Below are 22542 nucleotides of genomic sequence, written 5' to 3'. Positions count from 1 at the left end.
CCTTTCAGGTGCCGCCGCCATTCGGAAAAGGCTTGCGACAGGCAGCCTCCATCCCTTCCAACCGGCAGCCCGGCGGCACGGTTCCATGGGCTTGTGGCGGCGGTTCGAACGGGGCGGAAACCGGATTTTTCGCCGTGCCCCTCGCGCGTCGAGGCGATTTGCGCCATATACGCCGCAGTTTCGCCGCGTGGGCGTCGTTTGACGCCGGGAGCGGCTATCTGGCGACGACGCACCACCGCAATCAGGCACCGGCAGGCCGAGAGTTGAACGCAGAAATCCCGACAACCGAAGCTGGTCGCGCAGCGAGCTTCTGGCGCTTTTCCGTGGCGCCGATGATGGACTGGACGGACCGGTATTGCCGGGTGATCCACCGCCTGATGTCGCGCCATGCGCTGCTCTATACCGAGATGGTGACGGCGCAGGCCGTGATCCGCGGCGATCGCGAGCGATTGATCGGTTTCGACACCGTCGAGCATCCGCTCGCGCTTCAGCTCGGCGGCAATGACCCGAAGCTCCTGGCAGAAGCCGCGAAGATCGGCGCCGATTTCGGCTATGACGAGATCAACCTGAACTGCGGTTGCCCCTCGGACCGTGTGCAGGGCGGGGCCTTCGGCGCCTGCCTTATGCGCGAGCCCGCGCTGGTCGGCGATTGCGTCGCGGCGATGAAGGCCGTGGTCGGGGTCCCCGTCACGGTGAAATGCCGGATCGGCGTCGATGACCAGGACCCGGAAGCCGCGCTGGATGCGCTGACCGCTTCGGTGCGCGCGGCCGGCGTCGATGCCCTGATCGTCCATGCCCGCAAGGCCTGGCTGCAGGGGCTATCGCCGAAGGAGAACCGCGAGATCCCGCCGCTCGACTATGAACGCGCCTATCGCCTGAAGGCGGCCAACCTCGACCTGCCGACCGCGATCAACGGCGGCATCAAGGCGCCCTCCGAATGGTCTGCGCATCTGGAGAGGCTTGATGGCGTGATGATCGGCCGCGAGGCCTATCAGAACCCCGAAATCCTGCTCCAGGTCGATCCGCTGCTCTTCGGCAAGGCGGCGCCGGTAGCAGACGCCTTCGCCATGCTGGAGGCGCTGGAGCCGCATCTCGCCGCGCATCTGGAGCGGGGCGGGCGGCTGCATGCCTTCACCCGCCATCTCGTCGGATTGTTCCCCGGCCGTCCGGGCGCTCGCCTGTTCCGCCGCCATCTCGCCGAGCGCTGTGTCGGAGCCGATGCCACGCTGGAAGACCTGCGCGCCGCCATCGCCCATGTATCGCGCCACGAGGCCGCAGCCGCCGCCTGATCACGCCGGTTCGTTGCGGGAAACGCGATTTGCTGCGAAGCCGTGGCTGGCCTCTTGGAGTGGGCGGCGATTCCAGCTTCGACGGGATGGCAGGGCGATGGCGCAGGACGGGATCAGGCTGGTCAATGTGTTCACGCATCAGCGGCAGGGCGGCAATCCCTGTCCGATCGTGATCGACGCGGCGGCTTTGCAGGATGAGGACATGCGGGCAATCGCGGCCCGCTACGGCCATGAATCCGGCTTCGTCCGGCCGCCCTCCGGCGCCGATTCCGATTTCACCTTCCGCTTTTGGGTGCCGCGCCACGAGATGGAGATGTGCGGACATGCTACGATCGGCGCCCTCTGGTGCCTGGCGACGGCCGGCCGCCTTGATGCCGGGCAGATGCGGATCGAAACGCGCAGCGGCCCCGTCACCGGCTATGTCGATGACTTTGCGTCCGAGAATCCGTCCGTCGAGATCAGCCAGCCGGTCGGCAAGGTCGTCGACCTCAAGCGTGCGCAGGAAGAGGATGTGCTCGCGACGCTCCGGATTTCACGCAGCGACCTGCTCGACCTGCCGATCCAGAATGCCGTGACCTCGCGCGTCAAGACGCTGATTCCGATGAAGAGCGTCGCACATCTTCAGGCACTAACGACCGATATGGCGCTGACCGAAAAGTGCTGCGAGCGCATCGCCTCGACCGGTCTCTACCCTTACGCCGTCGCGGACCAGGCCGAGCGGCGTTTCGAAGCCCGGCAATTCCCGAAATCCTCCGGCTATCCGGAAGATGCGGCGACCGGCATCGCCGCGGCGGCGCTGGCCTTCGGCCTGCTCAAGAATGATCTCGTTCCCCGCGACAGCGGCCGTATCACCATCCTGCAGGGCCGGGCGATGAACGCGCTCTCGGAAATCCGGGTCAGGATCGGCTTCGCCGACGGCCGGCCCGTCGGCTGCCTGCTTGGCGGCGAGGTCATGCCGGCGGACGATCACGCGGCCTGAAGCATCGCGGCGATCTTCACGCAGCCCGGCAGGGGCGCATTGCCCGTTGTCCTGTTACCGGGTTGCGGTAGCTGCTGTGCTGGCAGCCCGCCTCCCGCTCGCGCGTCGCTTCCGCTGCGACCAGCAGCCAGGCGATCACCAATCCCATCGCGATCAGCAGCGCATAGCCGACAAGGCGCGGAACGGACGCGATGATACGCTCGCCGGGCGTCCTGGCCTCGCGGGAATCGTGCGTCTCCGAAGCGTTGGTGGAGGCCGCCGCGATGCTCATGGGTGCAGCACGGTCTCGATCACGAACAGGGCATAGGGCACGGACATCGCCAGCACGCAGCAGAGGGCCCGGCTCGTCGCGACAACGAGTTCGGAACGCCGCAAGGACGTGATGAAGCGGGATCGCCGGGAAGGGGCGGAGATGAACGTCATGTGAGAGATGTTTCGTTTAGTGGGAATTGTTCCCACATATATCGCCTTGCTCTTGCCCTCAAGGGGCAGGAGAAAATTTGTGGGATTGTATCCCACATTGGAAAAGCCTAAATATCGCCACATGTCGGACGCAGCCCAGGACCCCACTGCCGAGAAGCTCTATCCGCCGCTGGCGCGGCTGCTGCGCCCGCTTGTGCGGCTATGCATCCGCGCCGGAATGACCTTTCCGGCGCTGTGCCAGCTGCTCCGGGAGCTCTACGTCAATGTGGCGGAATATGATTTCGCGCTGCCGGGCAAGGAGCAGACCGACAGCCGCGTCAGCCTGCTGACCGGGATCCATCGCAAGGAGGTCAGCCGCCTGCGCGGTGCCGGCGCGCCGGTCAATGCGGTGCCGGCTTCTGTTTCGCGCACGGGCGCGATCATCGCGCGCTGGCTGGCCTCGCCGCGCTACTGCGACGCGGCGGGGACACCCGCCCCCTTGCCGCGCACGGCGGATGCCGGGCAGCCCTCCTTCGAGGAACTCGTGGCGTCCGTGACGCGCGATCTGCGCCCGCGCGCCGTGCTCGACGAATGGATCGACCGCCGAATCGTCACAATCGATGCCGAAGACCGGATCGCCTTGGCCGAGGCGGCCTTCATTCCCCAGCATGGCGACGACGACAAGTTGTACTATTTCGGCCGGAACCTGCACGACCATCTCGCCGCCTCGGTCGCCAACGTCCTGGCCAGCAAGCCGCCTTTCGTCGAGCGCTCCGTGCATTATGACGGGCTCTCGGCCGAGCTGGCCGCACGCCTGGAGGCGCGTTCGCGCGAGCTTGCCCTTGAGATGCTGCAGCAGCTCAACCGCGAGGCGAACGCCGCCTGCGAGAGCGATGCGGGCGGCGGTCACCGCTGGAACTGCGGCGTCTATGTCTTCCGTGAGGAAGTCCCCGGCGAAGCTCCGGCCGGGGGCAGCCAGGGATGAGCGGCCGCCTCGCATTGACGCGCCGGGCGCTGCTGGCCTCTCTCGGCTGCGCGGTGGCCTGGCGTCCGGCCGTCGCGGCGCCGGAGCGGCCCCGCGATGTCGGGATCGGCGGCACCGGCTTCGCGCCGGAGGGGAGTTCGGGCTCCGACCGGGGTATCGGCGGCACCGGCTTCGTCGGCACGATCCAGCGCTTCGGCAGCATCATCGTCAATGACAGCCGCATCGCCTATCCGCAGGATGTGCCGGTCACCATCGACGGCCTCGTCCGCAGCGCCCGTGATCTGCGCATCGGCCATGTCGTGCGCGTCGTCGCGCGGCCCGATGCCGGCGGGCTCGTCACGAACACCATAGCCGTCGAGCGGGAGGTGGTCGGGCCGGTCACGGCCGTCTACCGCGACGGTATCGATGTGCTCGGACAGGCCGTCCAGATGCGGCCCGGCGAGCCGTCGAAGGGCTGGCGGAAGGGCGAGCATGTCGCCGTCAGCGGCCTGCGCCGGCTGGACGGAACGATCGTCGCCAGCCTGATCGAACGTTCCGGCAAGGAAGCCATGCGCGTCATCGGCGTCGTCGAGCAGGACGATGACGGGCTCTGGATCGGCGGCCTCAAGCTGCTTGAGACCGATCCGGCTCTCATCAGCCGTCGCATGGCCGTCTCGGGGCGGATCGCGAAAGGCGGTTTCCGCCCGAGCGATATCGCGCAGGCCTCGCCGCTTCCGGCAGGCAGCGCGTTCTCGGTCGAAAGCTATGTGCGCGGCGGCGATGGCCAGCTTCTGCTCGGCTCGGGCCTGGCCGTTCGCAGCGAGGCTTTCGGTTACGCGTTCTCGCCCTGGCAGGATGTGCGCGCGGTTCTGGATGGCCGTATCGGCCCCGATGGCATCCTAAGCATCGACAACCTGCGCCTGGCCCGGACGAATGGCGAAGGCGGGGGCAACAGTGGCGGCCCGGCGGGCCCGCAGTCCCTCGGCCCGCAATCCCTTGGCCCGAACGGCTTTGGCCCCGGCATGATCGGCGGTGGGCCGGTTGGTCCTGGAGGTCCAGGAGGAGGCGGTCCGGGTGGCTTCGGAGGTCCCGCTGGAATGGGCCCTGGAGGCGCAGGCCCTGGCGGTCCAGGCGGTCCAGGCGGACCCGGCGGCGCCGGCGGGCCAGGAGGTGGCGGCCCCGGCGGGGGAGGACCGGGCCGCTGACGACGCTTTACGCGGTCAGGAGGCGGCTCGCCCCGGGGGGCGGTCCAAGCAATCTGTCCAGCGTCTCGTCGAGATCAGGCTCGAACGGTCTGAGCGTTAAACTCTGCCGCTTGGCGAAATCGCAGTCGAGGACCGCATTGAGCGGGCGTTTGGCTGGCGTGGGGTGAGCGCTTGACGGAATCGCGATGATCTCGGTCATGCCGCGCCCGCGTTGGGCGGCTGACTCCAGGATGATCCGGGCCTGCTCCGCCCGGCTCAGGACGCTTTCTCCAGCGAGATGCATCAACCCGCCGCTCATCACCCCGTCGCGCAGCCGCCATGACAGCGTCAGCAGGGCCTTGGCGAGCGCCGGGGCATAGGTCGGCCTGCCATGTTGGTCGCCGACGATCGTCAGCCGGTCGCGGCCTTCGGCCCAGCTCAACAAGCGGCTGACGAAGCTCGCGCCGTGACCTCCGAAAATCCACGATGTCCTCACCACGAGCGCGGACGGCAGCGCATCCAGCACGGCGCATTCGCCTGCATATTTGGAGGCGCCGTAGACACTGGTCGGCCGGGGCGTGTCGCTTTCGCGATAGGCGCGATCCAGCCCCCCGTCGAAAACGCTGTCGGTCGAGACATGGATCAGCGGCAGCTTGGATCGGGCGCAGGCTTTGGCCAGCGCGGCCGGACCATCCCGGTTCAGGGCGAAGGCCGCAAGCGGCTCGCTTTCCGCCTTGTCGACCGCCGTATAGGCGGCCGCATTGATGACGATGGCCGGACGGTACCGATCGAGAAGGCGTTCGGCGGCATCCGGCTCCGCCAGATCGAAGTCCGGTCGCCCCGCGGTAACCACGTCGTTGCCGCCACGTTCGGCAAGCGCTGTGGCCAATTGGCCGGAGCGCCCCAGCACCAGAATGGTTGGCTGGCTCATGCCGCGTGCCGCCCGCCTGCGGCAGGAGCGGAACCTGCAGCAGGCGTCGCCAGAGGAATGCGCGAGTGGTGACGCCACAACGGGATCAGGGCGCGATCTGGCGGACCCAGCCGGTTGCGTGCGCCATCGGCCAGCCCGTTGAGCAGGGCAAATGCGCAATCGCGGGAGAAGCGGTGATGGGCGAGGTGGACCGCGAGCCTGACGGGCAGCGAAACCACGAACTTGGCCTTGTGCGACAGCGGAACATGCGGGAGGCGCAGCATGGCGAGCTGGTTGCGGACATAGGTGTAGAGGCGGCGTGCCGGCTGGTCGGTGAGGAGCAATCCGAGCGGCAGGCGGATGATCCCGTGGCCGAGCTGGTGCGGCATTGAAACCGCCGGATCGACCCAGATCGAGTAGCCTGCTGCCCCGGCGCGCAGGCACCATTCGATATCGATGGCATCGATGAAGTAGTCGCTGCGGAAATCGCCGATCGCGGCGAGCGCGTCGAGGCGGATCAGCGAACCTGACGAAATCACGAAACGCGTGCGGACCGGGGCAATCTTCTCGTGCGGCCGCGCCTCCGCCGTCGAAAGCCGCATGGCCTTGCCTGCGACATCGACAGGTTGCGGCCCGACGACCGCCACGCGCTCGCCTTGCGCCGCGAGGTCGCGATGGGTCGCGGCGAGAGCGCTGACGATCCCCGATCGCGGTTGGCTATCCTGGTCGAGAAGAAACAGGAAATCGCTGCCGCACGCCTCCGCGAGCTGGCGCAGGGCATTGTAGGCGGCGCCGAGCCCCCGGTTCAGCCCGGGGCGTAGCACGACGAGCTCGGCCCGGCCGGCGGCGGCCTCGAGCGCTTGCTGCTCCGCGCCGCTGACGGGGGAATTGGCGTAGATGGCGATGGTCGGGACATCGTCGGCGAGGGAGGCGACGAGGCGGTGCAGCGCCTCGAATTGCGGGCGATAGATCACGATGCCGGCGACGCAGCGCGTCCGGCTTTCGGCAATGTCGATCATGCCGGAATTCTCCTGGGGGATGGCGAGAGGGAAGGGGACAGCACGTCCTGCAGCGGCCCGTCGGCGACGAGCCGGCCGTGTTCCAGCCGCAGCGCCCGCGTGCAAAGACTGGCGAGCAGGCTGTCGCTATGCGAGGCGAGGACGAGGATGCCGGCGCGGGCGACGAAAACCTCCAGCCGCATTTGCGCCTTGGCCATGAAGGCGGCGTCGCCTGCGAGGATGCCCTCGTCGAGCAGCAGCACTTCGGGATCGACGCTGGTGCAGATCGCGAAGGACAGGCGCGTCTGCATGCCCGCCGAATAGGTGCGGATCGGCATGTCCAGGAAGCCGCCGAGCTCGGTGAAAGCGGCGATCTCGTCGATCCGGCTTTCGATCTGGCGGCGGCTCAGGCCGAGATAGAGCCCGCGCAGGCGGATATTGTCGTAGCCGCTCGCCTCGCCATCCATGCCGAGCCCGATGTCGAAGAGCGGCGCGATCTTGCCATGGACGGCGACGCGCCCTCTTTGCGGGACATAGATGCCGGCGAGCACGCGCAGCAGCGTGGTCTTGCCGGCGCCGTTATGGCCGACCAGCGCGACGCGCTCGCCATGGGCGATACCGAAATCGATGCAGCTGAGGGCTTCGACACAAGTCCGCGCCCTGGAGTCGGAGCCGATACGGCCGCCGGTGGCGCTGCTGACGATACGGTTGCGCAGGGAGCGGGCGCTGCCGCCATAAAGTGGGAACTGCACGCTGACGCGGTCGAGGCGGATCGAGCTCATCGTCGCCTCACAGCCAATAGGCCACGCGCCAGCGCAGTCTCGCATAGAGGACGAAGGCGAGACCGAGATTGAGCAGGGTGACGCCGCTAGCGACGACGAAGCTCTCCATCGGGACGCCGGCCCCGAGCAGGGGCGCGCGCACGATCTCGATCAGGTGGAACAGCGGGTTGAGCTCCGCGAGGAGGCGCCGCGTGCCGAGGTCGTCGGCGCGCCAGAGCACCGGCGTCACGAAGAGCAGCATCTGCGTCGCGTTGGCGACGAGGGGCATCATGTCGCGAAAGCGTGCGCCGACGAGGCCGAGCGTCACGCTCCAGCCGATGCCGTTGAGCAGGAGAAGCGCGAGGCCCGGCAGGGCAGCGAGCCCGGCCCAGCCCGGCCTGACGCCGCAGACGGCGAGGACGACGAGGACGATCACCGCGTTATGGGCGAGGATGATCAGGTTGCGCCAGACGACGCGCAGGACATGGATGCCGATCGGCGCCGGCATCTGCTTGATCGCGGCGGTCGCGGCCGTGAAGGTCGCCGCGCCCTCGTTGAGCAGGGCGGTGATCAGCGACCACAGCACCATGCCGACGGTGACATAGGGCAGGTAGGCGACGACGGGCACGCGGAAGAGCGCGGCATAGGTGATGCCCAGCCCCGCGACGAAGACGGCCAGGCTGATCGTCACCCAGAACGGGCCGAAGACCGAGCGGCTATAGCGCTGGCGGACATCGTACCAGCCCATGGTGAGCCAGAGCTCGACAAGGCTCAGGGCATCAGCGGCATCGGCAATCGCGCCGCGCCAGGGATGGCGGCCGCGCGACCGCGCATCGTGAACAAGCATCGCAGGGGCTGACACCAGCCGATCTCCTCGAACGCACCTCCCGCCTGCCGTGAGCCGCAAGAAACCAACGGCAGCGGGTTGACAGGCTGGATAAGTGGGAATAATTCCCACGTCAACAGCGCGTGGGAAAATTTCTCACGAATTGAGGACGCGCCCTTCCCGGGCGGGAGCACGGAAGCGAGCAATGAAGATCAGGAAGGCAGTGATCCTGGCCGGCGGGCGCGGCACGCGGATCATGGAAGAATCGGTCTCTCGCCCGAAGCCGATGATCGAGATCGGCGGGCGGCCGATCATCTGGCACATCATGAAGCTGTACTCACGCTACGGCATCAACGAGTTCGTCGTGTGCCTGGGCTACAAGGGCTATTTCCTGAAGGAGTATTTCGGGAACTATCTGCTCCACTCCTCGGACGTGACCTTCGACTTCACGCAGGGCGGCATGACCGTCCATGCCGGCCGGGCCGAACCCTGGAAGGTCACGCTGGTCGATACCGGCCAGGAGACGATGACGGGCGGCCGCCTCGCTCGCGTGAAGCCCTATCTGGAGGGTGAAAGCTTCTGCCTGACCTATGGCGACGGCGTCTCGGACGTTCCGATCGACCGGCTGGTGGCCTTCCACGAAAGCCATGGCCGGGCCGCGACGGTGACGGCGGTGCGTCCGCCCGGCCGCTTCGGCGTGCTCGATCTCGACGGCAACGGCGTCAGCGGCTTCCGTGAGAAGGCGGCGAGCGATTCAGGCTTCATCAATGGCGGTTTCTTCGTGCTGGAGCCGCACGCTCTCGATCGGATCGCCGGCGACGACATCGTCTGGGAAAGCGGTCCGATGGAGGGCCTCGCCCGCGATGGCGAGCTGATGGCCTATCCGCATGACGGCTTCTGGCAGCCGATGGACACGCTGCGCGACAAGCGCCGCCTCGAGGAGCTCTGGGAGACCGGCGAGGCACCATGGCGGGTCTGGTGAATCCCGATCCCGGCTTCTGGCGCGGGCGGCGCGTGCTGGTCACCGGCCATAGCGGCTTCAAGGGCAGCTGGCTCGGCCTCTGGTTGGCGCGGCTGGGCGCGGTGCCGCTCGGTTTGTCGCTGCCGGCACAGGACGAGGCGGAAAGCGAGCGGCTCGGCTTTCTGGACGGTATCATGCCGGGCGTCGCCTGCGACATCCGCGACGGGCAGGCGGTGCAGGCGGCGCTGAAGCGTAGCGCGCCCGAGATCGTGCTGCATCTCGCGGCCCAGCCACTGGTCCGCCGCTCCTATCGCGATCCGCACCTGACCTTCGAGACCAATGTCATGGGCACGCTGAACCTGCTGGAGGCGGTTCGCCTCCAGCCGAGCGTGCGCAGCGTCGTCATCGCGACCACGGACAAGTGCTACGAGAACCGCGAATGGCCCTGGGCCTATCGCGAGAGCGATCCGCTCGGCGGGCACGATCCCTACAGCGCCAGCAAGGCCTGCACCGAAATCCTCGCGGCCTCCTGGCGAAATTCCTTCGCGGCCTCGCTGGATCGCCCGATCGCGATCGCGACCGTGCGCGCCGGCAATGTCATCGGCGGCGGCGACTGGGCGCAGGACCGGCTCGTGCCGGATGCCGTCCGGGCCTTCGCCTGCGGCCAGTCGCTCGCCCTGCGCAATCCGCAGGCGACCCGGCCCTGGCAGCACGTCCTCGATGCGCTCTGCGGCTATCTGCTCCTGACAGAGCGGCTCCACACGGGGGACGGCCGTTTCGCGGATGCCTGGAATTTCGGACCCGACAGCGGCGCCGAACGATCCGTCGCGGCGGTGCTCGAAACGCTGGCCCGGCTTTGGGGCGATGGCGCCTCATGGACGAGCGAAGGGGCATTCGGCCCGCATGAAGCGAGCCGGCTCGCGCTCGATTCCGGCAAGGCGCGCCAGCATCTCGGCTGGCGACCGCGCCTCGATTTCGAGGCGGCCATCACGCTGACCGCCCGGTGGTACCGGCGCCATCGCCTGGGCACCTCCGCAGCAGACCTCATCGCCGCCGATATCGAATCCTATGAAAGCGGAGCCCTTCGCTCATGAACTCCTGTAAATGCCGCTTCTGCAGCGCGCCGCTGACCACGATCTTCGCCGATCTCGGCATGAGCCCGCTGGCCAATGCTTTCGTCGCTCCCGACGATGCGTCCGAACCGGAAATCTTCTTTCCGCTGCAGGTCTTCGTCTGCGATGCCTGCAAGCTGGTGCAGGCGCGCGATGTCGAGACGCCCGGCGCGATCTTCAGCGACTACGCCTATTTCTCCGGCTTCTCGCAGAGCTGGCTCGACCATAGCGAGCGTTATGCGGCGACGATGATCGAGCGTTTCGGCCTCTCGCAGGCCAGCAAGGTCGTCGAGGTCGCCAGCAATGACGGCTATCTGCTCCAGTATTTCCAGCGGGCGGGCCTGCCGGTCCTCGGCATCGAGCCGGCGGCCAATGTCGCAGCCATCGCGCAGCGGCGAGGCATCCCGACACAGGTGCGTTTCTTTGGCCGCAAGACGGCGCGCGATCTGGCGGCGCAGGGCCATCAGGCCGACCTGATCGCGGCGAACAACGTCATCGCTCATGTGCCTGATCTCAACGATTTCGTCGCCGGATTCGAATTGCTGCTGAAGCCGGAGGGCGTGCTGACGCTCGAATTCCCGCATCTGCTGCGGATGCTGGTCGATAACCAGTTCGACACGATCTATCACGAGCACTTCTCGTATTTTTCCTTCCTCGTGATCGAGCGCGTGCTGGCGGCGCATGGGCTCGCCGTGTTCGATGTCGAGCGCCTGCCGACACATGGCGGTTCGCTGCGCGTCTATGCCGGCCATGCCGGCGCCGAAGGGCGAGAGCCCTCCGAGGCGGTGCTGGCACTGCGGCGGGAGGAGGAGGCGTTCAGCCTCGACAGGATCGACGCCTACACGGGTTTCGCCGAGCGGATCGCGCGGGCCAAATGCGCCCTGCTGAATTTCCTGATCGATGCCAGGCGGGCGGGCAAGCGGGTCGCGGCCTATGGCGCCCCGGCGAAGGGCAACACGCTGCTCAATTATTGCGGCGTCGGGCCGGAGCTGGTCGCCTTCACCGTCGACCGCAGCCCGCACAAGCAGGGCAGGCTCCTGCCGGGGACGCGCATCCCGGTGAAGTCCCCGGATGCGATCCTGGCGGAAAAGCCGGACTTCCTGCTGATCCTGCCCTGGAACCTCAAGGGCGAGATCATGCAGCAGATGGCGTCGCTGCGCGATTGGGGCGGGCGCTTCGTCGTCCCGATCCCCGAAGTCGAGGTGTTCGCGTGATCCTCACCGAAACCCGCATCGCCGGGGTCTTCATCGTCGATATCGCGTCGCTCGCGGATGAGCGCGGACATTTCGCCCGCTGCTACTGCGCCGATGTCTTCGCCGGGAACGGCATCCGCTTCGCGCCAGCCCAGTGCAACCTGTCCTTCAACCCGCATAGGGGCACGCTGCGCGGCCTGCACTACCAGGCGATGCCGGAGCCGGATGCCAAGCTCGTGCGCTGCACCCGCGGCGCGATCTTCGATGTCGCGGTCGATCTGCGTGACGCTTCGCCGACCCAAGGCGAATGGGTCGGTGTCGAACTCGATGCGGCAAGCGGGCGGGCGCTGTTCGTGCCGGAAGGCTGCGCCCATGGCTTCCAGACGCTCAAGCCGGACAGCGAGGTCTTCTACATGATGGGCGCGCCCTATCGCGCCGACCTGGCGCGCGGCCTGCGCTGGAACGATCCGGTCTTCGGCATCGACTGGCCGGACCAGACGCCACGCCTGAATGCACGCGACGCGGCCTGGCCCGACCACAGCGCCTGACCTCCCTTTCCGGAACACGGATCAAGACATGACGGATATCGAGACCACGGCGGCCGGCCAGGACGGCGCCGAGACCAGCGCATATGGCCCGTTCCATTCGCTGCGCGCATTCCTGAAGCGGCAGGCCGGCCTACCTTTCCACCCGGCAGGCAGCTTGCGCCCCGATGCAACGGCGGGCCATTGGCGCAGTGACGGCTTCGATTGCTACTTCTATGTGCCGCAACGCGCGCCTGCCGGCCTTCTCTCCATCCGCTTCGCCGCGACGCTCCCCGACGCGGACGAGCAGCGCCGGGATTGCTGGCGCCTTTATTTCGATATCGGCGAAGGTTTCCGTCGCGAGGACAGCGTGGCCATCCCGACGGGCGGCGGCAGGATCGAGATCGCCACGATCATCGATCTGCCGGCGCCGGCCCGCGCCTTCCGCATCGACCCCAACGAGATGCCTTGCCGCTTCGCACTGCACGATCTGGCACTGTCCCCGCTCGCCGTTCAAAGACCCTCTCGATTTGCTCTGCTTGGGCAATTGCGGGATCTGCATCGGCGCGGCGTGCTTGCGCGCAAGCTGATGCGGGCCGGCGGCATGCTGCTGCGCGGCGAGTGGCAGGCGCTGCGCCAGCGGCTCGCCTCAGGCGCGGCAGGAGAAGTTGCCGCCTATGGCCACTGGCAGCGCAAGCGAACGGTGACGGAGGAGCTGCGCCAGCGCTTCGTCGCGAAAGCCGTTGAGTTTCCGATCAGGCCACGCTTCTCGATCATCATGCCCACCTTCAATTCGCCGCCTGCCTTCCTCGAAAAGGCGATCGAATCCGTGCTGGCGCAGACCTATCCGGACTGGGAGCTGCTTGCGATCGACGATGGCTCGACCGATCCAGGGACACATCGCATCCTCAGGGAATTCGCCGCCCGCGATCCGCGCATCCGGCCGACCTTCCTGCCCGTGAATGGCGGCATCGCGCGGGCCAGCAATGCCGCCCTCGCGCAGGCGAGCGGGGACTACATCGCCTTGCTCGACCATGACGACATGCTGGCGCCGCACGCGCTCCACGCCTTCGCTGACGCGATCAACCGGCATCCGCAGGCGGACTGGCTCTATTCGGACGAGGACAAGATCGACGAGGCCGGCCGCCGCTCCGCTCCCTTCTTCAAGCCGGACTGGTCGCCGGCCTATTTCCTGTCCTGCATGTATTCATGCCATCTCGGCGTCTATCGGACGAGCCTGGCGCGAAAGCTCGGCGGTTTCCGCCCGGATTACGATTTCGCGCAGGATTACGACCTCGCGCTGCGCTTTGCCGCGGCGACGCGACAGATCGTCCATATCCCGGACATTCTCTATCACTGGCGCACGCTGCCGCAGTCGACGGCCTCGGGTGGCGAGGCCAAGCCGCAGGCCGAATTGGCGGCCCGGCGAGCGGTGCAGGATTTCGTCAACCGCAGCCGCCATCGTGGTTCCGTCGTGCCTGGTCCTCTCCCCGGCACACATCGCGTCCGCTTCGACATCGCCGGCGAGCCGCTGGTCTCGATCGCGATCCCCACGGCGGGCTATCGCAGTGACGATGGTAGAAGCTGGTACGTGCTCGACCTCATCAGATCGATCCGCGCGCTGACGACATACGCGCATATCGAGATCGTCGTGGCTGAGAATGGCGATCTCGCTCCGGAGCAGGAACAGGCGCTTCGCGATCTCGGCGCGCGGCTGGTCCGCTACGAAAGCGCGGTCTTCAACCTCTCGGACAAGATCAACCGGCTGGTCGAGGCGACCCGGGGCGATGTTCTGCTCCTGCTCAACGACGACATGCGCATCATCTCGCGCGGCTGGATCGAGGAGATGCTGATGTGGTGCCAGCAGGACGGCATCTCCGGCGTCGGCGCGAAGCTGTTCTTCCCCGATGGGCGGATCCAGCATGCAGGCGTGCTGCTGCTCGGCCAGGGGCCGTCGCATCCCTATTACCTGCACCCTGCCTCGGAGATCGGGCAGGTCTGCTCGGCCGTCGTCCCGCGTGACTACAGCGCCGTGACCGGCGCCTGCATGATGGTCAGGCGCGCGGATTTCCTGGCGGTCGGCGGTTTCGACCCGGCTTATCGGATCAACTACAACGATATCGACTTCTGCATGCGCCTCAACGCCCATACCGGCAGGCATTTCGTGTTCACGCCCCATGCCTGCCTTGAGCACCACGAATCCGTCAGCCGGCCCGAGCCCGAAGCCGGCGAACTCGACAGGTTCAACCGCCAGTGGGCGAGCGCGGTCGGGCGCGATCCGTTCTACAATCCCAACCTGTCCCAGACCTCGGCGCGTTTCGCGCTGACCAGCGATCCACGGTCCATCGCCGAGACTTATGGGCTGTGAGGCCGCCAGCCAGGTAACATGCGCTTCATTGCCACTCATGCAGTCCGCACATGTGGGCGCCCTTGGGGAAGGCGAAGTTCGCTGATCGCGCAGAATCCGCGGCCGTCGACGGTGCAGATTTGAGCTAGATCAATTGTCGCGGCGCGACGTTCGCAAGAATTCGCATTTGAGTAGACACGCTCTGCGACATCGGTTTTCTTTCCTCGATCTCTAATCTGGTGACGGCGCGTTTTGTGAACGACCGCACGCGAAAGGACCGGAGATGACGACCGAGACCGCGAAGACGGGCGGCCCGGGAGCTGCGCCCGACAAGCCGACAAAACGAGCCGAGCTCTTCGCCTTCCTTATCCTGGCCGTGCTGATCTGGCCGGTCCTGTCGGTGGGCATCGTCGGCGGCTACGGCTTCCTCGTCTGGATGTCCCAGCTCGTCTTCGGCCCACCCGGGCCTCCGCATTGAGGAGGCAGGCATGGGCGAGCAAGCCATCGACCTCGGACGGCGCCGTTTTCTGACCGGACGTTCGGCGCAGCCGGATCCGGAGGGCGTGCGGCCGCCATGGTCGCGCAGCGCCTCGATCGCGGCGGCCTGCACGGGCTGCGGCGTCTGCGTGCCGGCCTGTCCGCAGCAGATCATCGCGCTCGATGCGGTCAGCCGGCCGATCCTGAGCTTCGCGGCAAGCGAATGCAGCTTCTGCGGCGCCTGTGCCGAGGCTTGTCCCGAACCGGTCTTCGATCGGCTCTTGCCGGCCTTCGATCATGTCGCTGCGGTCGGTGCCGACTGCTTCGCCAAGCGTGGCATCGTCTGCCAGAGCTGCGGCGATGCCTGTCCGGAGAGCGCGATCCGCTTCCGGGCCCGGCTCGGTGGTCCGGCCCTGCCGGAGATCGCGAGCGATCGCTGCAATGGCTGCGGGGCCTGCATCGCGGCCTGCCCGACGCAAGCCGTCGCCGTTGGTGCCCGCCCGTCGGAGGCCGCCCATGGCTGAGCGTCCCCGCCCGCGCTTCCATCATATTTCGAGCGCCGTCGTCTCGGCTCTGCCGGCGCGGGTCGAGGCTGTGCTCGCCCGCATCGCAGAGCTTCCCGAGACCGAAATCCACCGGGTCGAGAACGGCAAGATCGTAATCGTGCTGGAAGGCTCCAGCACGGGCGTGATCGGCGACCGGCTCGCGGCCATCAGCCTGATCGACGGCGTGCTCTCGGCCAACATGGTGTTCGAGCAGATCGAAGACCTCGAAACCCTCGACGACCCCGGAGTGATCCCATGACCCTGTCCCGTCGCGAGATGCTGAAGGCGCAGGCGGCCGGCGTCGCCGCGCTCGCCGCCAATATGAGCGTGTCGGCCGATGCCCAGCCGGTGACCGGCGGCGTCGACAGCCTGCAGATCAAATGGTCGAAGGCGCCGTGCCGCTTCTGCGGCACCGGCTGCGGCGTCATGGTCGGGGTCAAGGAAGGCAAGGTCATCGCCACCCATGGCGACATGAAGGCCGACGTCAATCGCGGCCTGAACTGCATCAAGGGCTATTTCCTCTCCAAGATCATGTACGGCAACGACCGGCTGACCCAGCCGCTGCTGCGCAAGAAGAACGGCGTCTACGCCAAGGACGGCGAGTTCACGCCGGTCTCCTGGGCGGAGGCTTTCGACACCATGGCCGCCAAGGCCAAGGCGACGCTCAAGGCCAAGGGTCCGACCGCGCTCGGCATGTTCGGCTCCGGCCAGTGGACGATCTTCGAGGGCTATGCCGCGACCAAGCTGATGCGGGCGGGCTTCCGCTCCAACAATCTCGACCCGAACGCCCGCCACTGCATGGCGTCTGCGGCCTATGCCTTCATGCGCACCTTCGGCATGGACGAGCCGATGGGCTGCTACGACGATTTCGAGCATGCCGACGCCTTCGTGCTCTGGGGCTCGAACATGGCGGAGATGCACCCGATCCTGTGGACGCGGGTGACGGACCGCCGGCTCGGCCATCCGCATGTGAAGGTCGCGGTGCTCTCGACCTATACGCATCGGAGTTCCGACCTCGCCGACATCCCGATCGTGTTCAAGCCGGGCACGGACCTCGCGATCCTCAACTACATCGCCAACCACATCATCACGACCGGGCGGGTGAACACCGATTTCGTCGGCAAGCACACGACCTTCGTGAAGGGCGCGACCGAGATCGGCTATGGCCTGCGCCCCGACGACCCGCGCGAGCTCAAGGCGCGCAAGGCGGAGGATGTCACCGCGACCACGCCGATCGATTTCGAAGCCTATGCCGCCTTCGTCAAGGACTACACGCTGGAGAAGGTCTCGGCCCTGACCGGGGTCGAGCCCGGCTTCCTGCAGCAGCTCGCCGAGCTCTATGCCGACCCCAAGCGCAAGGTCGTCTCGTTCTGGACGATGGGCTTCAACCAGCATGTGCGCGGCGTCTGGGCGAACCAGCTCGTCTACAACCTGCATCTGCTGACGGGGAAGATCTCGGAGCCGGGAAACAGCCCGTTCTCGCTCACCGGCCAGCCCTCGGCCTGCGGCACGGCGCGCGAGGTCGGCACTTTCGCCCATCGCCTGCCGGCCGACATGACGGTGACCAATCCCGAGCACCGCAAGCATGCCGAGGAGATCTGGCGCATCCCGCACGGGATTATCCCGGAAAAGCCCGGCTATCACGCCGTCGAGCAGGACCGGATGCTCAAGGACGGCAAGCTCAATTTCTACTGGATCCAGGTCAACAACAATCTCCAGGCCTCGCCGAACAACACCAACGAGGCCTATCCCGGCTATCGCAACCCCGACAATTTCATCGTCGTTTCCGACGCCTACCCGACGGTGACGGCGATGGCGGCCGACCTGATCCTGCCCGCCGCGATGTGGGTCGAGAAGGAGGGCGCCTACGGCAATGCCGAGCGGCGCACCCATGTCTGGCACCAGCTCGTCAATGCGCCGGGCGAGGCGCGCTCCGATCTCTGGCAGCTCATGGAGTTCTCGAAGCGCTTCACCACCGACGAGGTCTGGCCGGCGGAGATCCTCGACGCCAATCCGAACTACAAGGGCAAGACGCTCTTCGACGTGCTCTACCGCAATGGCAATGTCGACAAGTTCGCCGCGAACGAGATCGACCCCGAATATGACAATGTCGAAGCCAAGCATTTCGGCTTCTACGCGCAGAAGGGGCTGTTCGAGGAATATGCCGCCTTCGGCCGCGGCCATGGCCATGATCTCGGGCCATACGATCTCTACCATCAGGTGCGCGGCCTGCGCTGGCCGGTGGTCGACGGCAAGGAGACGCTCTGGCGCTATCGCGAGGGGCTCGACCCCTATGTGAAGCCGGGCAAGGGCGTCGAGTTCTACGGCAACAAGGACGGCAAGGCCCGGATCATCGCGGTGCCCTACGAGCCGCCGGCGGAATCGCCCGACAACGAGTACGATCTCTGGCTCGTCACCGGCCGCGTGCTCGAGCACTGGCATTCCGGCTCGATGACCATGCGTGTGCCCGAGCTCTACAAGGCTTTCCCCGGCGCGCGCTGCTTCATGCATCCCGAGGATGCCCGCAAGCGCGGGCTCAACCAGGGTGCCGAGATCACGGTGGTCTCGCGCCGCGGCGAGATGCGCACCCGCGTCGAGACGCGCGGGCGCAACCGCATGCCGCCCGGCGTGGTCTTCGTGCCCTGGTTCGATGCCAGCCAGCTCATCAACAAGACGACGCTCGACGCCACCGATCCCATCTCCAAGCAGACGGATTTCAAGAAATGCGCGGTCAAGATCGTTCCGGTCTCGGGCTGATGCGCTCGCGGACCTTCCTCGGGGCAGCCCTCGCGGCGGGCCTCGTCCTCGCTTTCGGCGCCGCCGTCTCGCAGGAGGGCGCGCCGGTCAAGATCGTGCCGCGCCTGACCGGCACCGTCGATCCGATGGCGCTCGAACGCGTGCCGGCTCTCGGCCGCCCGATCGTCGACGACGTCAGGCGGATGCGGAACTATCCGGAGCAGCCGCCGGTGATTCCGCATGCGATCGACGGCTATCAGCTCACCCTCAACACCAATCGCTGCATGGACTGCCACAAGCGCGAGTTCACGGAAGGCTCGGGCGCGCCGATGATCAGCGTGACCCATTTCCAGGACCGTGACGGGCAGGTGCTCTCGGACGTGACGCCGCGGCGCTATTTCTGCACCGCCTGCCATGTCCAGCAGACCGATGTCGCGCCCCTGGTCCCCAACCGGTTCCAGGACGCCAAAGACATCGGGCGGAAGCCATAGCGGGGCGGGATCATGGCCAGGCTCAAATCCCTCGTCCTGTGGTGCTGGGACGTCGTCGTCCGCTTCTGGCGCATCATCAGCCGGCCGAGCGCCTATCTGCCGCTCGGCGTGCTGACGCTCGGCGGCTTCGTCGGCGGCGTGCTGTTCTGGGGCGGCTTCAACACGGCGCTGGAGGTCACCAACACCGAGAAGTTCTGCACCTCCTGTCACGAGATGCGCGACAACGTCTTTCAGGAGCTGCAGTCGACCGTCCACTTCTCCAATCGCTCGGGCGTGCGCGCGACCTGCCCGGACTGCCACGTCCCGCATAACTGGACCGACAAGATCGCCCGCAAGATGCAGGCGTCGAAGGAGGTCTGGGGCAAGATCTTCGGCACGATCTCGACGCGCGAGAAGTTCCTGAACATGCGTCTCGAACTAGCCAAACACGAATGGGCACGCCTGAAGGCAAACGACTCGCTGGAATGCCGGAATTGCCATTCCTCGGTCGCGATGGATTTCACCAAGCAGACGCGGCGCGCCGCCGAAATCCACAGCCGCTTCCTGACCACGGGCGAGAAGACCTGCATCGACTGCCACAAGGGCATCGCCCATCTGCTGCCGGACATGACGGGAATCGAGCCAGGCTGGAAGGATGCGCCCGAATTGCAGGGTAAGGGCAGCGCCTCCTGGCACGGGCCCGAGCAGGCGGTGCGCTCTTACTTGGCCGAAATCAACACGCGTCGAAACGACTAAGCGGCGTTGCGATTTCAGCTGATCATCCACTTTGCCGAGGATCAGCACATGGGGCCCGGTCTTGGGTGTGGCGCACACCAGCCCGGCGCGAGTGCGGGTCAGACGTCGTCTAGTCGCGTCGATGGCGCATGCCCGCGATTGCGCGCATAGTGCTCACTGGCATGAGGGGGAAACTCATCACCACCGACGCGGCTTGCCGCGCAGAAAGCATCGCGTGAAACTCCGGATCGGCTACGAGCTCGACTACGACTTTCCACAGCCTACCCCGTTAATCTTGATGCTGAACGTGCATTTCAGCCGGTTCTCGGACCTAGTGACGCCGGACTACATGCGGATTGAGCCGTCGGTGCCAATCAGCGCGTACCGCGACGGTTTCGGCAACTGGTGTAGCCGGTTGCTCGCACCGGCAGGAGCAATGCGCATCACCGCCGATGCCCTGATTTCCGACAGCGGCCTGCCAGAAACCACTAACCTCAACGCTGGTCAGATTCCCGTGGACCGCCTGCCGGAGGAGAGCATCGTCTTCCTCTTGGCAAGCCGCTTCTGCGATAGCGACCGCCTGCTCGATCTGGCCTGGCAGCTTTTCGGGCATACGCCACCCGGCGCCCCGCGCGTGCAGGCGATCTGTGATTTTGTGCACCAGCGTATCGCTTTCAACTACAACGATGCCAGCGTGACGCGCACGGCCACCGAGGCGTATCGTGAAGGGCGCGGTGTCTGCCGCGACTATGCCCACCTGGCCATCGCCTTCTGCAGGGCGCTGAACATCCCGGCGCGCTACTGCACCTGCTATCTGGGCGATGTCGGCACGTCGCCACCCTGGCCGCCGGGCGATTTCGCGGCATCCTTCGAGGCTTACCTCGAAGGCGGTTGGCAGATGTTCGACCCTCGCAACAATGTGCCGCGCATCGGCCGCGTATTGATCGCGCGTGGCCGCGACGCAGCCGACCTCGCCATCGCCACGACCTTCGGCCCGAACACGTTGACGGGCTTCAAGGTCTGGACTGACGAAGTCGCTCCTGCAGGATGACGATGGCTTAGGCTCGGTCGTCTAAGGGCAGATCATTTCTTCTTCGGCGCTGCGGCCTTGGTCGCCGTCGCCGCGAGGGTCGATGGCGCCGCTGCGATCACCTTCGGCTTTTCCTTCTTGGGCTTCTTTGCTTCGCGATTGCCGCGCTGTTCGCCTTTGGCCATTTTAGGCTCCTGTCATGAAGGAGAGCGGACTGCTCTCCTCGGTCGCGCGCGATCCCGGGGCGTTCAAGAGCCGAACGGCCTTCTGAGCTTCGGGATGATCCGTTCAAGGTGTTTTCGGTCGCTGCCGCGAGCTCTCCGGCGGGTTGGTGGCGAGTGTTTCCCGCTCCAGCGCCTCCTTTTCGAGCCGCAGTGCCTTCAGTCTCGCGGTCTTCGCGTCGCGGGCCTGATTGAGGACCTCCGTCTCGGAGCTGATCCGGTTGCGCACCGAAGATTGCGTCTGCGTTCTCAGAAACGCGTTGTCGGCATCCATCCTCAGCTTCGAATGTTGCATTGTCGAACTCCTAGGTGCGAGCACGGTTTCCGGCGCCCTCAACGACTTCGTGATGAGAGATCACGCGTTCGCGCCCGTCAGGGCCACGCACGCGATACTGCTCCTCCGCGTTGTCGCGCGACGGCATCACGCGCAAGATTTCAAACGGGCCAGGCCGGGGCTGATTGGCAAAGTCACGCGTCAGGTCGACGAGGTCCCCTGCCTTGTAGATGGCGGCGTTCATGTTGTTGTCTCCCTACGGCCCATGTCAGAAGCCGGCCGCGGTCAAGCGGTGATAGCTGGTCCGATGCCGCGAATAGGCTGTTCGAGCAGCTTGCAGAATTGCTTCGCGGTTTGCGTCGAACACGCCCAGCATCTCGGCCTCGACATCGCCCGAGCCAGCGCCGAGCTTGCGCAAAGCGTCGAATTCCACCTGGAAACTCACCTCCAGGGAGGAATCGGAGCCCCAAAAGCTCACGCAGGAGCGCCTTGCATCGAAGAGGCGAACAGGATTGGGAAAGTTCAGATTCAATGTCAGGGTCCTTCCTGTTCGCTTGCCGGGACAGACGTCACGACGCCAGTGCGACCGCAGGTCCTTTGACGGGTACTTCCCACCGCGACATGTGCTGACTTATCGGCGTCATCCCAAGCTCGCCGTCGCCGCTGATATCCGCGTCGATCATGTCGAGAATCCTTTCGTCGACCGTGGCGTCGAACTTCCGCGCGAAGAGACACTCGCTGGCGAGCAGTTCGGGACCGTCCTCAGCCGTGAATGTCCTGGGCCGCAGCTTGATCTCGCCATCGGGTACCCAGTCGATCATCCGCAGATCGTCGCTGACGATCTCGCCATGGGCCCCGGTGTTCATCATCACGGTCTGGAATAAGCCCTCATTGGCGATGAAGGTGTTCCTGTAGAAGGATTTGTATCGCTCGGACTGGGGATCGTGGCAGACGAACTCGCAGAAGCCTCGGCTGACGATCATCCACTGATTGCCAATGTAAGGCGACGCTTCGGCTAGGAAAGGCCGCGAAAGCCATGTCCTGACGACACGGTTCGGGAGTTCGACGACGTAGCGCCCGATGCGCGTCATCGTCTCTGGACGGACCTTGCGTTGGTCGAGCACCTTGATGAACTCCTTGCCGCGATGACGGGACAGGAAATCGGCAATGTAGCTCTGGCTCTTCAGCGGATAATCCTGGCCGCTGAGATTGACGAAGAACTCCCAGTTTCCGTCCATCCGCAGCAGTTGCGCCATGCCTCGCAGTTGCGCATCGACGAGGCTATAGCCACCCCAGACCGCATTCTTGCCCGGCAACACCTCGCTATTGGGGTAGTCAGCGAGGAACGTACGAATGTCGGAAGCGATTTCCGAGCCGGAGCTTTTGTCGACATGGACGAGGTAATGGTTGGCAGGATCGTAAATCGATTTGAACAGGCGCTTGAACTGTTCGGGGTAGCGGTGGACCAAAATGAAATAAGCAATCAGCGCGCTGATCCTTGTGAAATCCTTGAAATTCGTATTGGCGAGCGAAACCAAAATGCCGAATTATGGGACATCAAGAACAGTATTGCGGTGAATCTCAAATAGCCGCTGAATGCGCCG

General features: G+C 66.0%; 27 protein-coding genes. 16 read left to right on the top strand and 11 right to left on the bottom strand.

The genetic code is table 11. The features are described 5' to 3' along the window. Window positions 1-275: 275 nt before the first annotated feature. Complete coding sequence (dusA, locus tag AC3WMA_RS03445) at window positions 276-1289, top strand: tRNA dihydrouridine(20/20a) synthase DusA (protein ID WP_492284736.1); 1014 nt, start codon at window positions 276-278, stop codon at window positions 1287-1289. Window positions 1290-1386: 97 nt separating this feature from the next. Next, complete coding sequence (locus AC3WMA_RS03440) at window positions 1387-2268, top strand: PhzF family phenazine biosynthesis protein (protein WP_492284000.1); 882 nt, start codon at window positions 1387-1389, stop codon at window positions 2266-2268. A 16-nt stretch (window positions 2269-2284) separates the two neighbouring features. On the opposite strand, the gene AC3WMA_RS03435 is transcribed toward AC3WMA_RS03440, so the two are convergent. After that, window positions 2285-2539, bottom strand: a complete 255-nt coding sequence (locus AC3WMA_RS03435) for a hypothetical protein (protein WP_492283999.1) — start codon at window positions 2537-2539, stop codon at window positions 2285-2287. After that, complete coding sequence (locus tag AC3WMA_RS03430) at window positions 2536-2691, bottom strand: hypothetical protein (protein ID WP_492283998.1); 156 nt, start codon at window positions 2689-2691, stop codon at window positions 2536-2538. Before AC3WMA_RS03430 ends, AC3WMA_RS03435 begins: the two co-directional genes overlap by 4 nt. Window positions 2692-2812: 121 nt before the next feature. On the opposite strand from AC3WMA_RS03430, the gene AC3WMA_RS03425 reads away from it, so the two are divergent. Further along, a complete protein-coding gene (locus AC3WMA_RS03425) occupies window positions 2813-3655 on the top strand; it encodes a DUF6502 family protein (protein ID WP_492283997.1) in 843 nt (280 codons plus the stop codon). Next, window positions 3652-4839 carry a DUF5666 domain-containing protein gene (locus AC3WMA_RS03420; RefSeq protein ID WP_492283996.1) on the top strand — a complete coding sequence of 396 codons (1188 nt, stop codon included), beginning with the start codon at window positions 3652-3654 and terminating at the stop codon, window positions 4837-4839. Before AC3WMA_RS03425 ends, AC3WMA_RS03420 begins: the two co-directional genes overlap by 4 nt. 7 nt (window positions 4840-4846) lie before the next feature. On the opposite strand, the gene rfbD is transcribed toward AC3WMA_RS03420, so the two are convergent. From rfbD to AC3WMA_RS03400, 4 genes are read right to left on the bottom strand one after another with little or no spacing between them, the layout of a single operon-like run. Next, complete coding sequence (gene rfbD, locus AC3WMA_RS03415; RefSeq protein ID WP_492283995.1) at window positions 4847-5749, bottom strand: dTDP-4-dehydrorhamnose reductase; 903 nt, start codon at window positions 5747-5749, stop codon at window positions 4847-4849. Beyond that, the gene (locus AC3WMA_RS03410; RefSeq protein ID WP_492283994.1) at window positions 5746-6747 is read right to left on the bottom strand and encodes a glycosyltransferase family protein; all 1002 of its coding nucleotides are present in this window, start codon (window positions 6745-6747) and stop codon (window positions 5746-5748) included. Before AC3WMA_RS03410 ends, rfbD begins: the two co-directional genes overlap by 4 nt. Beyond that, complete coding sequence (locus AC3WMA_RS03405; RefSeq protein ID WP_492283993.1) at window positions 6744-7508, bottom strand: ABC transporter ATP-binding protein; 765 nt, start codon at window positions 7506-7508, stop codon at window positions 6744-6746. The genes AC3WMA_RS03410 and AC3WMA_RS03405 overlap by 4 nt, the downstream gene beginning before the upstream one ends. 7 nt (window positions 7509-7515) lie before the next feature. Further along, window positions 7516-8349 (bottom strand): ABC transporter permease, encoded by an 834-nt coding sequence (locus AC3WMA_RS03400; protein WP_492283992.1) that lies wholly within the window; start codon window positions 8347-8349, stop codon window positions 7516-7518. Window positions 8350-8518: 169 nt separating this feature from the next. On the opposite strand from AC3WMA_RS03400, the gene rfbF reads away from it, so the two are divergent. From rfbF to AC3WMA_RS03340, 12 genes are all read left to right on the top strand, one after another. After that, the gene (gene rfbF, locus AC3WMA_RS03395) at window positions 8519-9295 is read left to right on the top strand and encodes a glucose-1-phosphate cytidylyltransferase (RefSeq protein ID WP_492283991.1); all 777 of its coding nucleotides are present in this window, start codon (window positions 8519-8521) and stop codon (window positions 9293-9295) included. Then, window positions 9280-10368, top strand: coding sequence for a CDP-glucose 4,6-dehydratase (gene rfbG / locus AC3WMA_RS03390; RefSeq protein WP_492283990.1), 1089 nt, complete (start codon window positions 9280-9282; stop codon window positions 10366-10368). The genes rfbF and rfbG overlap by 16 nt, the downstream gene beginning before the upstream one ends. Then, window positions 10365-11600, top strand: a complete 1236-nt coding sequence (locus tag AC3WMA_RS03385) for a methyltransferase domain-containing protein (protein WP_492283989.1) — start codon at window positions 10365-10367, stop codon at window positions 11598-11600. The genes rfbG and AC3WMA_RS03385 overlap by 4 nt, the downstream gene beginning before the upstream one ends. After that, window positions 11597-12127, top strand: coding sequence for a dTDP-4-dehydrorhamnose 3,5-epimerase (rfbC, locus tag AC3WMA_RS03380; RefSeq protein ID WP_492283988.1), 531 nt, complete (start codon window positions 11597-11599; stop codon window positions 12125-12127). Before AC3WMA_RS03385 ends, rfbC begins: the two co-directional genes overlap by 4 nt. A 28-nt stretch (window positions 12128-12155) precedes the next feature. Further along, a complete protein-coding gene (locus AC3WMA_RS03375; protein WP_492283987.1) occupies window positions 12156-14471 on the top strand; it encodes a glycosyltransferase family 2 protein in 2316 nt (771 codons plus the stop codon). Window positions 14472-14733: 262 nt separating this feature from the next. Continuing rightward, window positions 14734-14928, top strand: a complete 195-nt coding sequence (gene napE, locus AC3WMA_RS03370) for a periplasmic nitrate reductase, NapE protein (protein ID WP_492283986.1) — start codon at window positions 14734-14736, stop codon at window positions 14926-14928. Between the two features lie 10 nt (window positions 14929-14938). Further along, the gene (napF, locus tag AC3WMA_RS03365; protein ID WP_492283985.1) at window positions 14939-15451 is read left to right on the top strand and encodes a ferredoxin-type protein NapF; all 513 of its coding nucleotides are present in this window, start codon (window positions 14939-14941) and stop codon (window positions 15449-15451) included. Then, window positions 15444-15731 carry a chaperone NapD gene (locus AC3WMA_RS03360; RefSeq protein WP_492283984.1) on the top strand — a complete coding sequence of 96 codons (288 nt, stop codon included), beginning with the start codon at window positions 15444-15446 and terminating at the stop codon, window positions 15729-15731. Before napF ends, AC3WMA_RS03360 begins: the two co-directional genes overlap by 8 nt. Further along, window positions 15728-18229, top strand: coding sequence for a periplasmic nitrate reductase subunit alpha (gene napA / locus AC3WMA_RS03355; RefSeq protein ID WP_492283983.1), 2502 nt, complete (start codon window positions 15728-15730; stop codon window positions 18227-18229). Before AC3WMA_RS03360 ends, napA begins: the two co-directional genes overlap by 4 nt. Then, entirely contained in the window at window positions 18196-18699 is a 504-nt protein-coding gene (locus tag AC3WMA_RS03350; protein ID WP_492283982.1) for a nitrate reductase cytochrome c-type subunit, read from the top strand. The genes napA and AC3WMA_RS03350 overlap by 34 nt, the downstream gene beginning before the upstream one ends. Before the next feature lie 12 nt (window positions 18700-18711). Beyond that, window positions 18712-19434 (top strand): cytochrome c3 family protein, encoded by a 723-nt coding sequence (locus AC3WMA_RS03345; RefSeq protein WP_492283981.1) that lies wholly within the window; start codon window positions 18712-18714, stop codon window positions 19432-19434. 214 nt (window positions 19435-19648) lie between these two features. Continuing rightward, the gene (locus tag AC3WMA_RS03340) at window positions 19649-20464 is read left to right on the top strand and encodes a transglutaminase-like domain-containing protein (protein WP_492283980.1); all 816 of its coding nucleotides are present in this window, start codon (window positions 19649-19651) and stop codon (window positions 20462-20464) included. Window positions 20465-20496: 32 nt separating this feature from the next. Here AC3WMA_RS03340 and AC3WMA_RS03335 read toward each other — a convergent pair whose 3' ends face one another. The 5 genes from AC3WMA_RS03335 to AC3WMA_RS03315 all read right to left on the bottom strand — a co-directional run bounded on the left by AC3WMA_RS03335 (window position 20497) and on the right by AC3WMA_RS03315 (window position 22476). After that, window positions 20497-20628, bottom strand: a complete 132-nt coding sequence (locus AC3WMA_RS03335; RefSeq protein WP_492283979.1) for a hypothetical protein — start codon at window positions 20626-20628, stop codon at window positions 20497-20499. Window positions 20629-20731: 103 nt separating this feature from the next. Next, the gene (locus AC3WMA_RS03330; RefSeq protein WP_492283978.1) at window positions 20732-20959 is read right to left on the bottom strand and encodes a hypothetical protein; all 228 of its coding nucleotides are present in this window, start codon (window positions 20957-20959) and stop codon (window positions 20732-20734) included. Window positions 20960-20969: 10 nt separating this feature from the next. After that, complete coding sequence (locus AC3WMA_RS03325; RefSeq protein WP_492283977.1) at window positions 20970-21182, bottom strand: hypothetical protein; 213 nt, start codon at window positions 21180-21182, stop codon at window positions 20970-20972. Between the two features lie 24 nt (window positions 21183-21206). Further along, a complete protein-coding gene (locus AC3WMA_RS03320) occupies window positions 21207-21470 on the bottom strand; it encodes a DUF1488 family protein (RefSeq protein WP_492283976.1) in 264 nt (87 codons plus the stop codon). Between the two features lie 37 nt (window positions 21471-21507). Continuing rightward, window positions 21508-22476 (bottom strand): beta-1,6-N-acetylglucosaminyltransferase, encoded by a 969-nt coding sequence (locus tag AC3WMA_RS03315; RefSeq protein ID WP_492283975.1) that lies wholly within the window; start codon window positions 22474-22476, stop codon window positions 21508-21510. Window positions 22477-22542 lie beyond the last annotated feature (66 nt).

Source organism: Allobosea sp. FW305-C-101 (assembly GCF_058783685.1).
The sequence above is the reverse complement of the archived record's forward strand: the minus strand, read 5'-3'. Positions and strand labels throughout refer to the sequence as shown.

Bases quoted from the DNA above. Each gene is read 5' to 3' on its own strand.
- napA (WP_492283983.1), top strand. From the start codon at position 15,728: ATGACCCTGTCCCGTCGCGAGATGCTGAAGGCGCAGGCGGCCGGCGTC.
- rfbD (WP_492283995.1), bottom strand. From the start codon at position 5,749: ATGAGCCAGCCAACCATTCTGGTGCTGGGGCGCTCCGGCCAATTGGCC.
- AC3WMA_RS03440 (WP_492284000.1), top strand. From the start codon at position 1,387: ATGGCGCAGGACGGGATCAGGCTGGTCAATGTGTTCACGCATCAGCGG.
- AC3WMA_RS03385 (WP_492283989.1), top strand. From the start codon at position 10,365: ATGAACTCCTGTAAATGCCGCTTCTGCAGCGCGCCGCTGACCACGATC.
- AC3WMA_RS03375 (WP_492283987.1), top strand. From the start codon at position 12,156: ATGACGGATATCGAGACCACGGCGGCCGGCCAGGACGGCGCCGAGACC.
- AC3WMA_RS03325 (WP_492283977.1), bottom strand. From the start codon at position 21,182: ATGAACGCCGCCATCTACAAGGCAGGGGACCTCGTCGACCTGACGCGT.
- AC3WMA_RS03360 (WP_492283984.1), top strand. From the start codon at position 15,444: ATGGCTGAGCGTCCCCGCCCGCGCTTCCATCATATTTCGAGCGCCGTC.
- AC3WMA_RS03350 (WP_492283982.1), top strand. From the start codon at position 18,196: ATGCGCGGTCAAGATCGTTCCGGTCTCGGGCTGATGCGCTCGCGGACC.
- rfbF (WP_492283991.1), top strand. From the start codon at position 8,519: ATGAAGATCAGGAAGGCAGTGATCCTGGCCGGCGGGCGCGGCACGCGG.
- AC3WMA_RS03435 (WP_492283999.1), bottom strand. From the start codon at position 2,539: ATGAGCATCGCGGCGGCCTCCACCAACGCTTCGGAGACGCACGATTCC.
- AC3WMA_RS03335 (WP_492283979.1), bottom strand. From the start codon at position 20,628: ATGGCCAAAGGCGAACAGCGCGGCAATCGCGAAGCAAAGAAGCCCAAG.
- napF (WP_492283985.1), top strand. From the start codon at position 14,939: ATGGGCGAGCAAGCCATCGACCTCGGACGGCGCCGTTTTCTGACCGGA.
- AC3WMA_RS03410 (WP_492283994.1), bottom strand. From the start codon at position 6,747: ATGATCGACATTGCCGAAAGCCGGACGCGCTGCGTCGCCGGCATCGTG.
- AC3WMA_RS03405 (WP_492283993.1), bottom strand. From the start codon at position 7,508: ATGAGCTCGATCCGCCTCGACCGCGTCAGCGTGCAGTTCCCACTTTAT.
- AC3WMA_RS03345 (WP_492283981.1), top strand. From the start codon at position 18,712: ATGGCCAGGCTCAAATCCCTCGTCCTGTGGTGCTGGGACGTCGTCGTC.
- AC3WMA_RS03330 (WP_492283978.1), bottom strand. From the start codon at position 20,959: ATGCAACATTCGAAGCTGAGGATGGATGCCGACAACGCGTTTCTGAGA.
- rfbG (WP_492283990.1), top strand. From the start codon at position 9,280: ATGGCGGGTCTGGTGAATCCCGATCCCGGCTTCTGGCGCGGGCGGCGC.
- napE (WP_492283986.1), top strand. From the start codon at position 14,734: ATGACGACCGAGACCGCGAAGACGGGCGGCCCGGGAGCTGCGCCCGAC.
- AC3WMA_RS03425 (WP_492283997.1), top strand. From the start codon at position 2,813: ATGTCGGACGCAGCCCAGGACCCCACTGCCGAGAAGCTCTATCCGCCG.
- AC3WMA_RS03430 (WP_492283998.1), bottom strand. From the start codon at position 2,691: ATGACGTTCATCTCCGCCCCTTCCCGGCGATCCCGCTTCATCACGTCC.
- AC3WMA_RS03420 (WP_492283996.1), top strand. From the start codon at position 3,652: ATGAGCGGCCGCCTCGCATTGACGCGCCGGGCGCTGCTGGCCTCTCTC.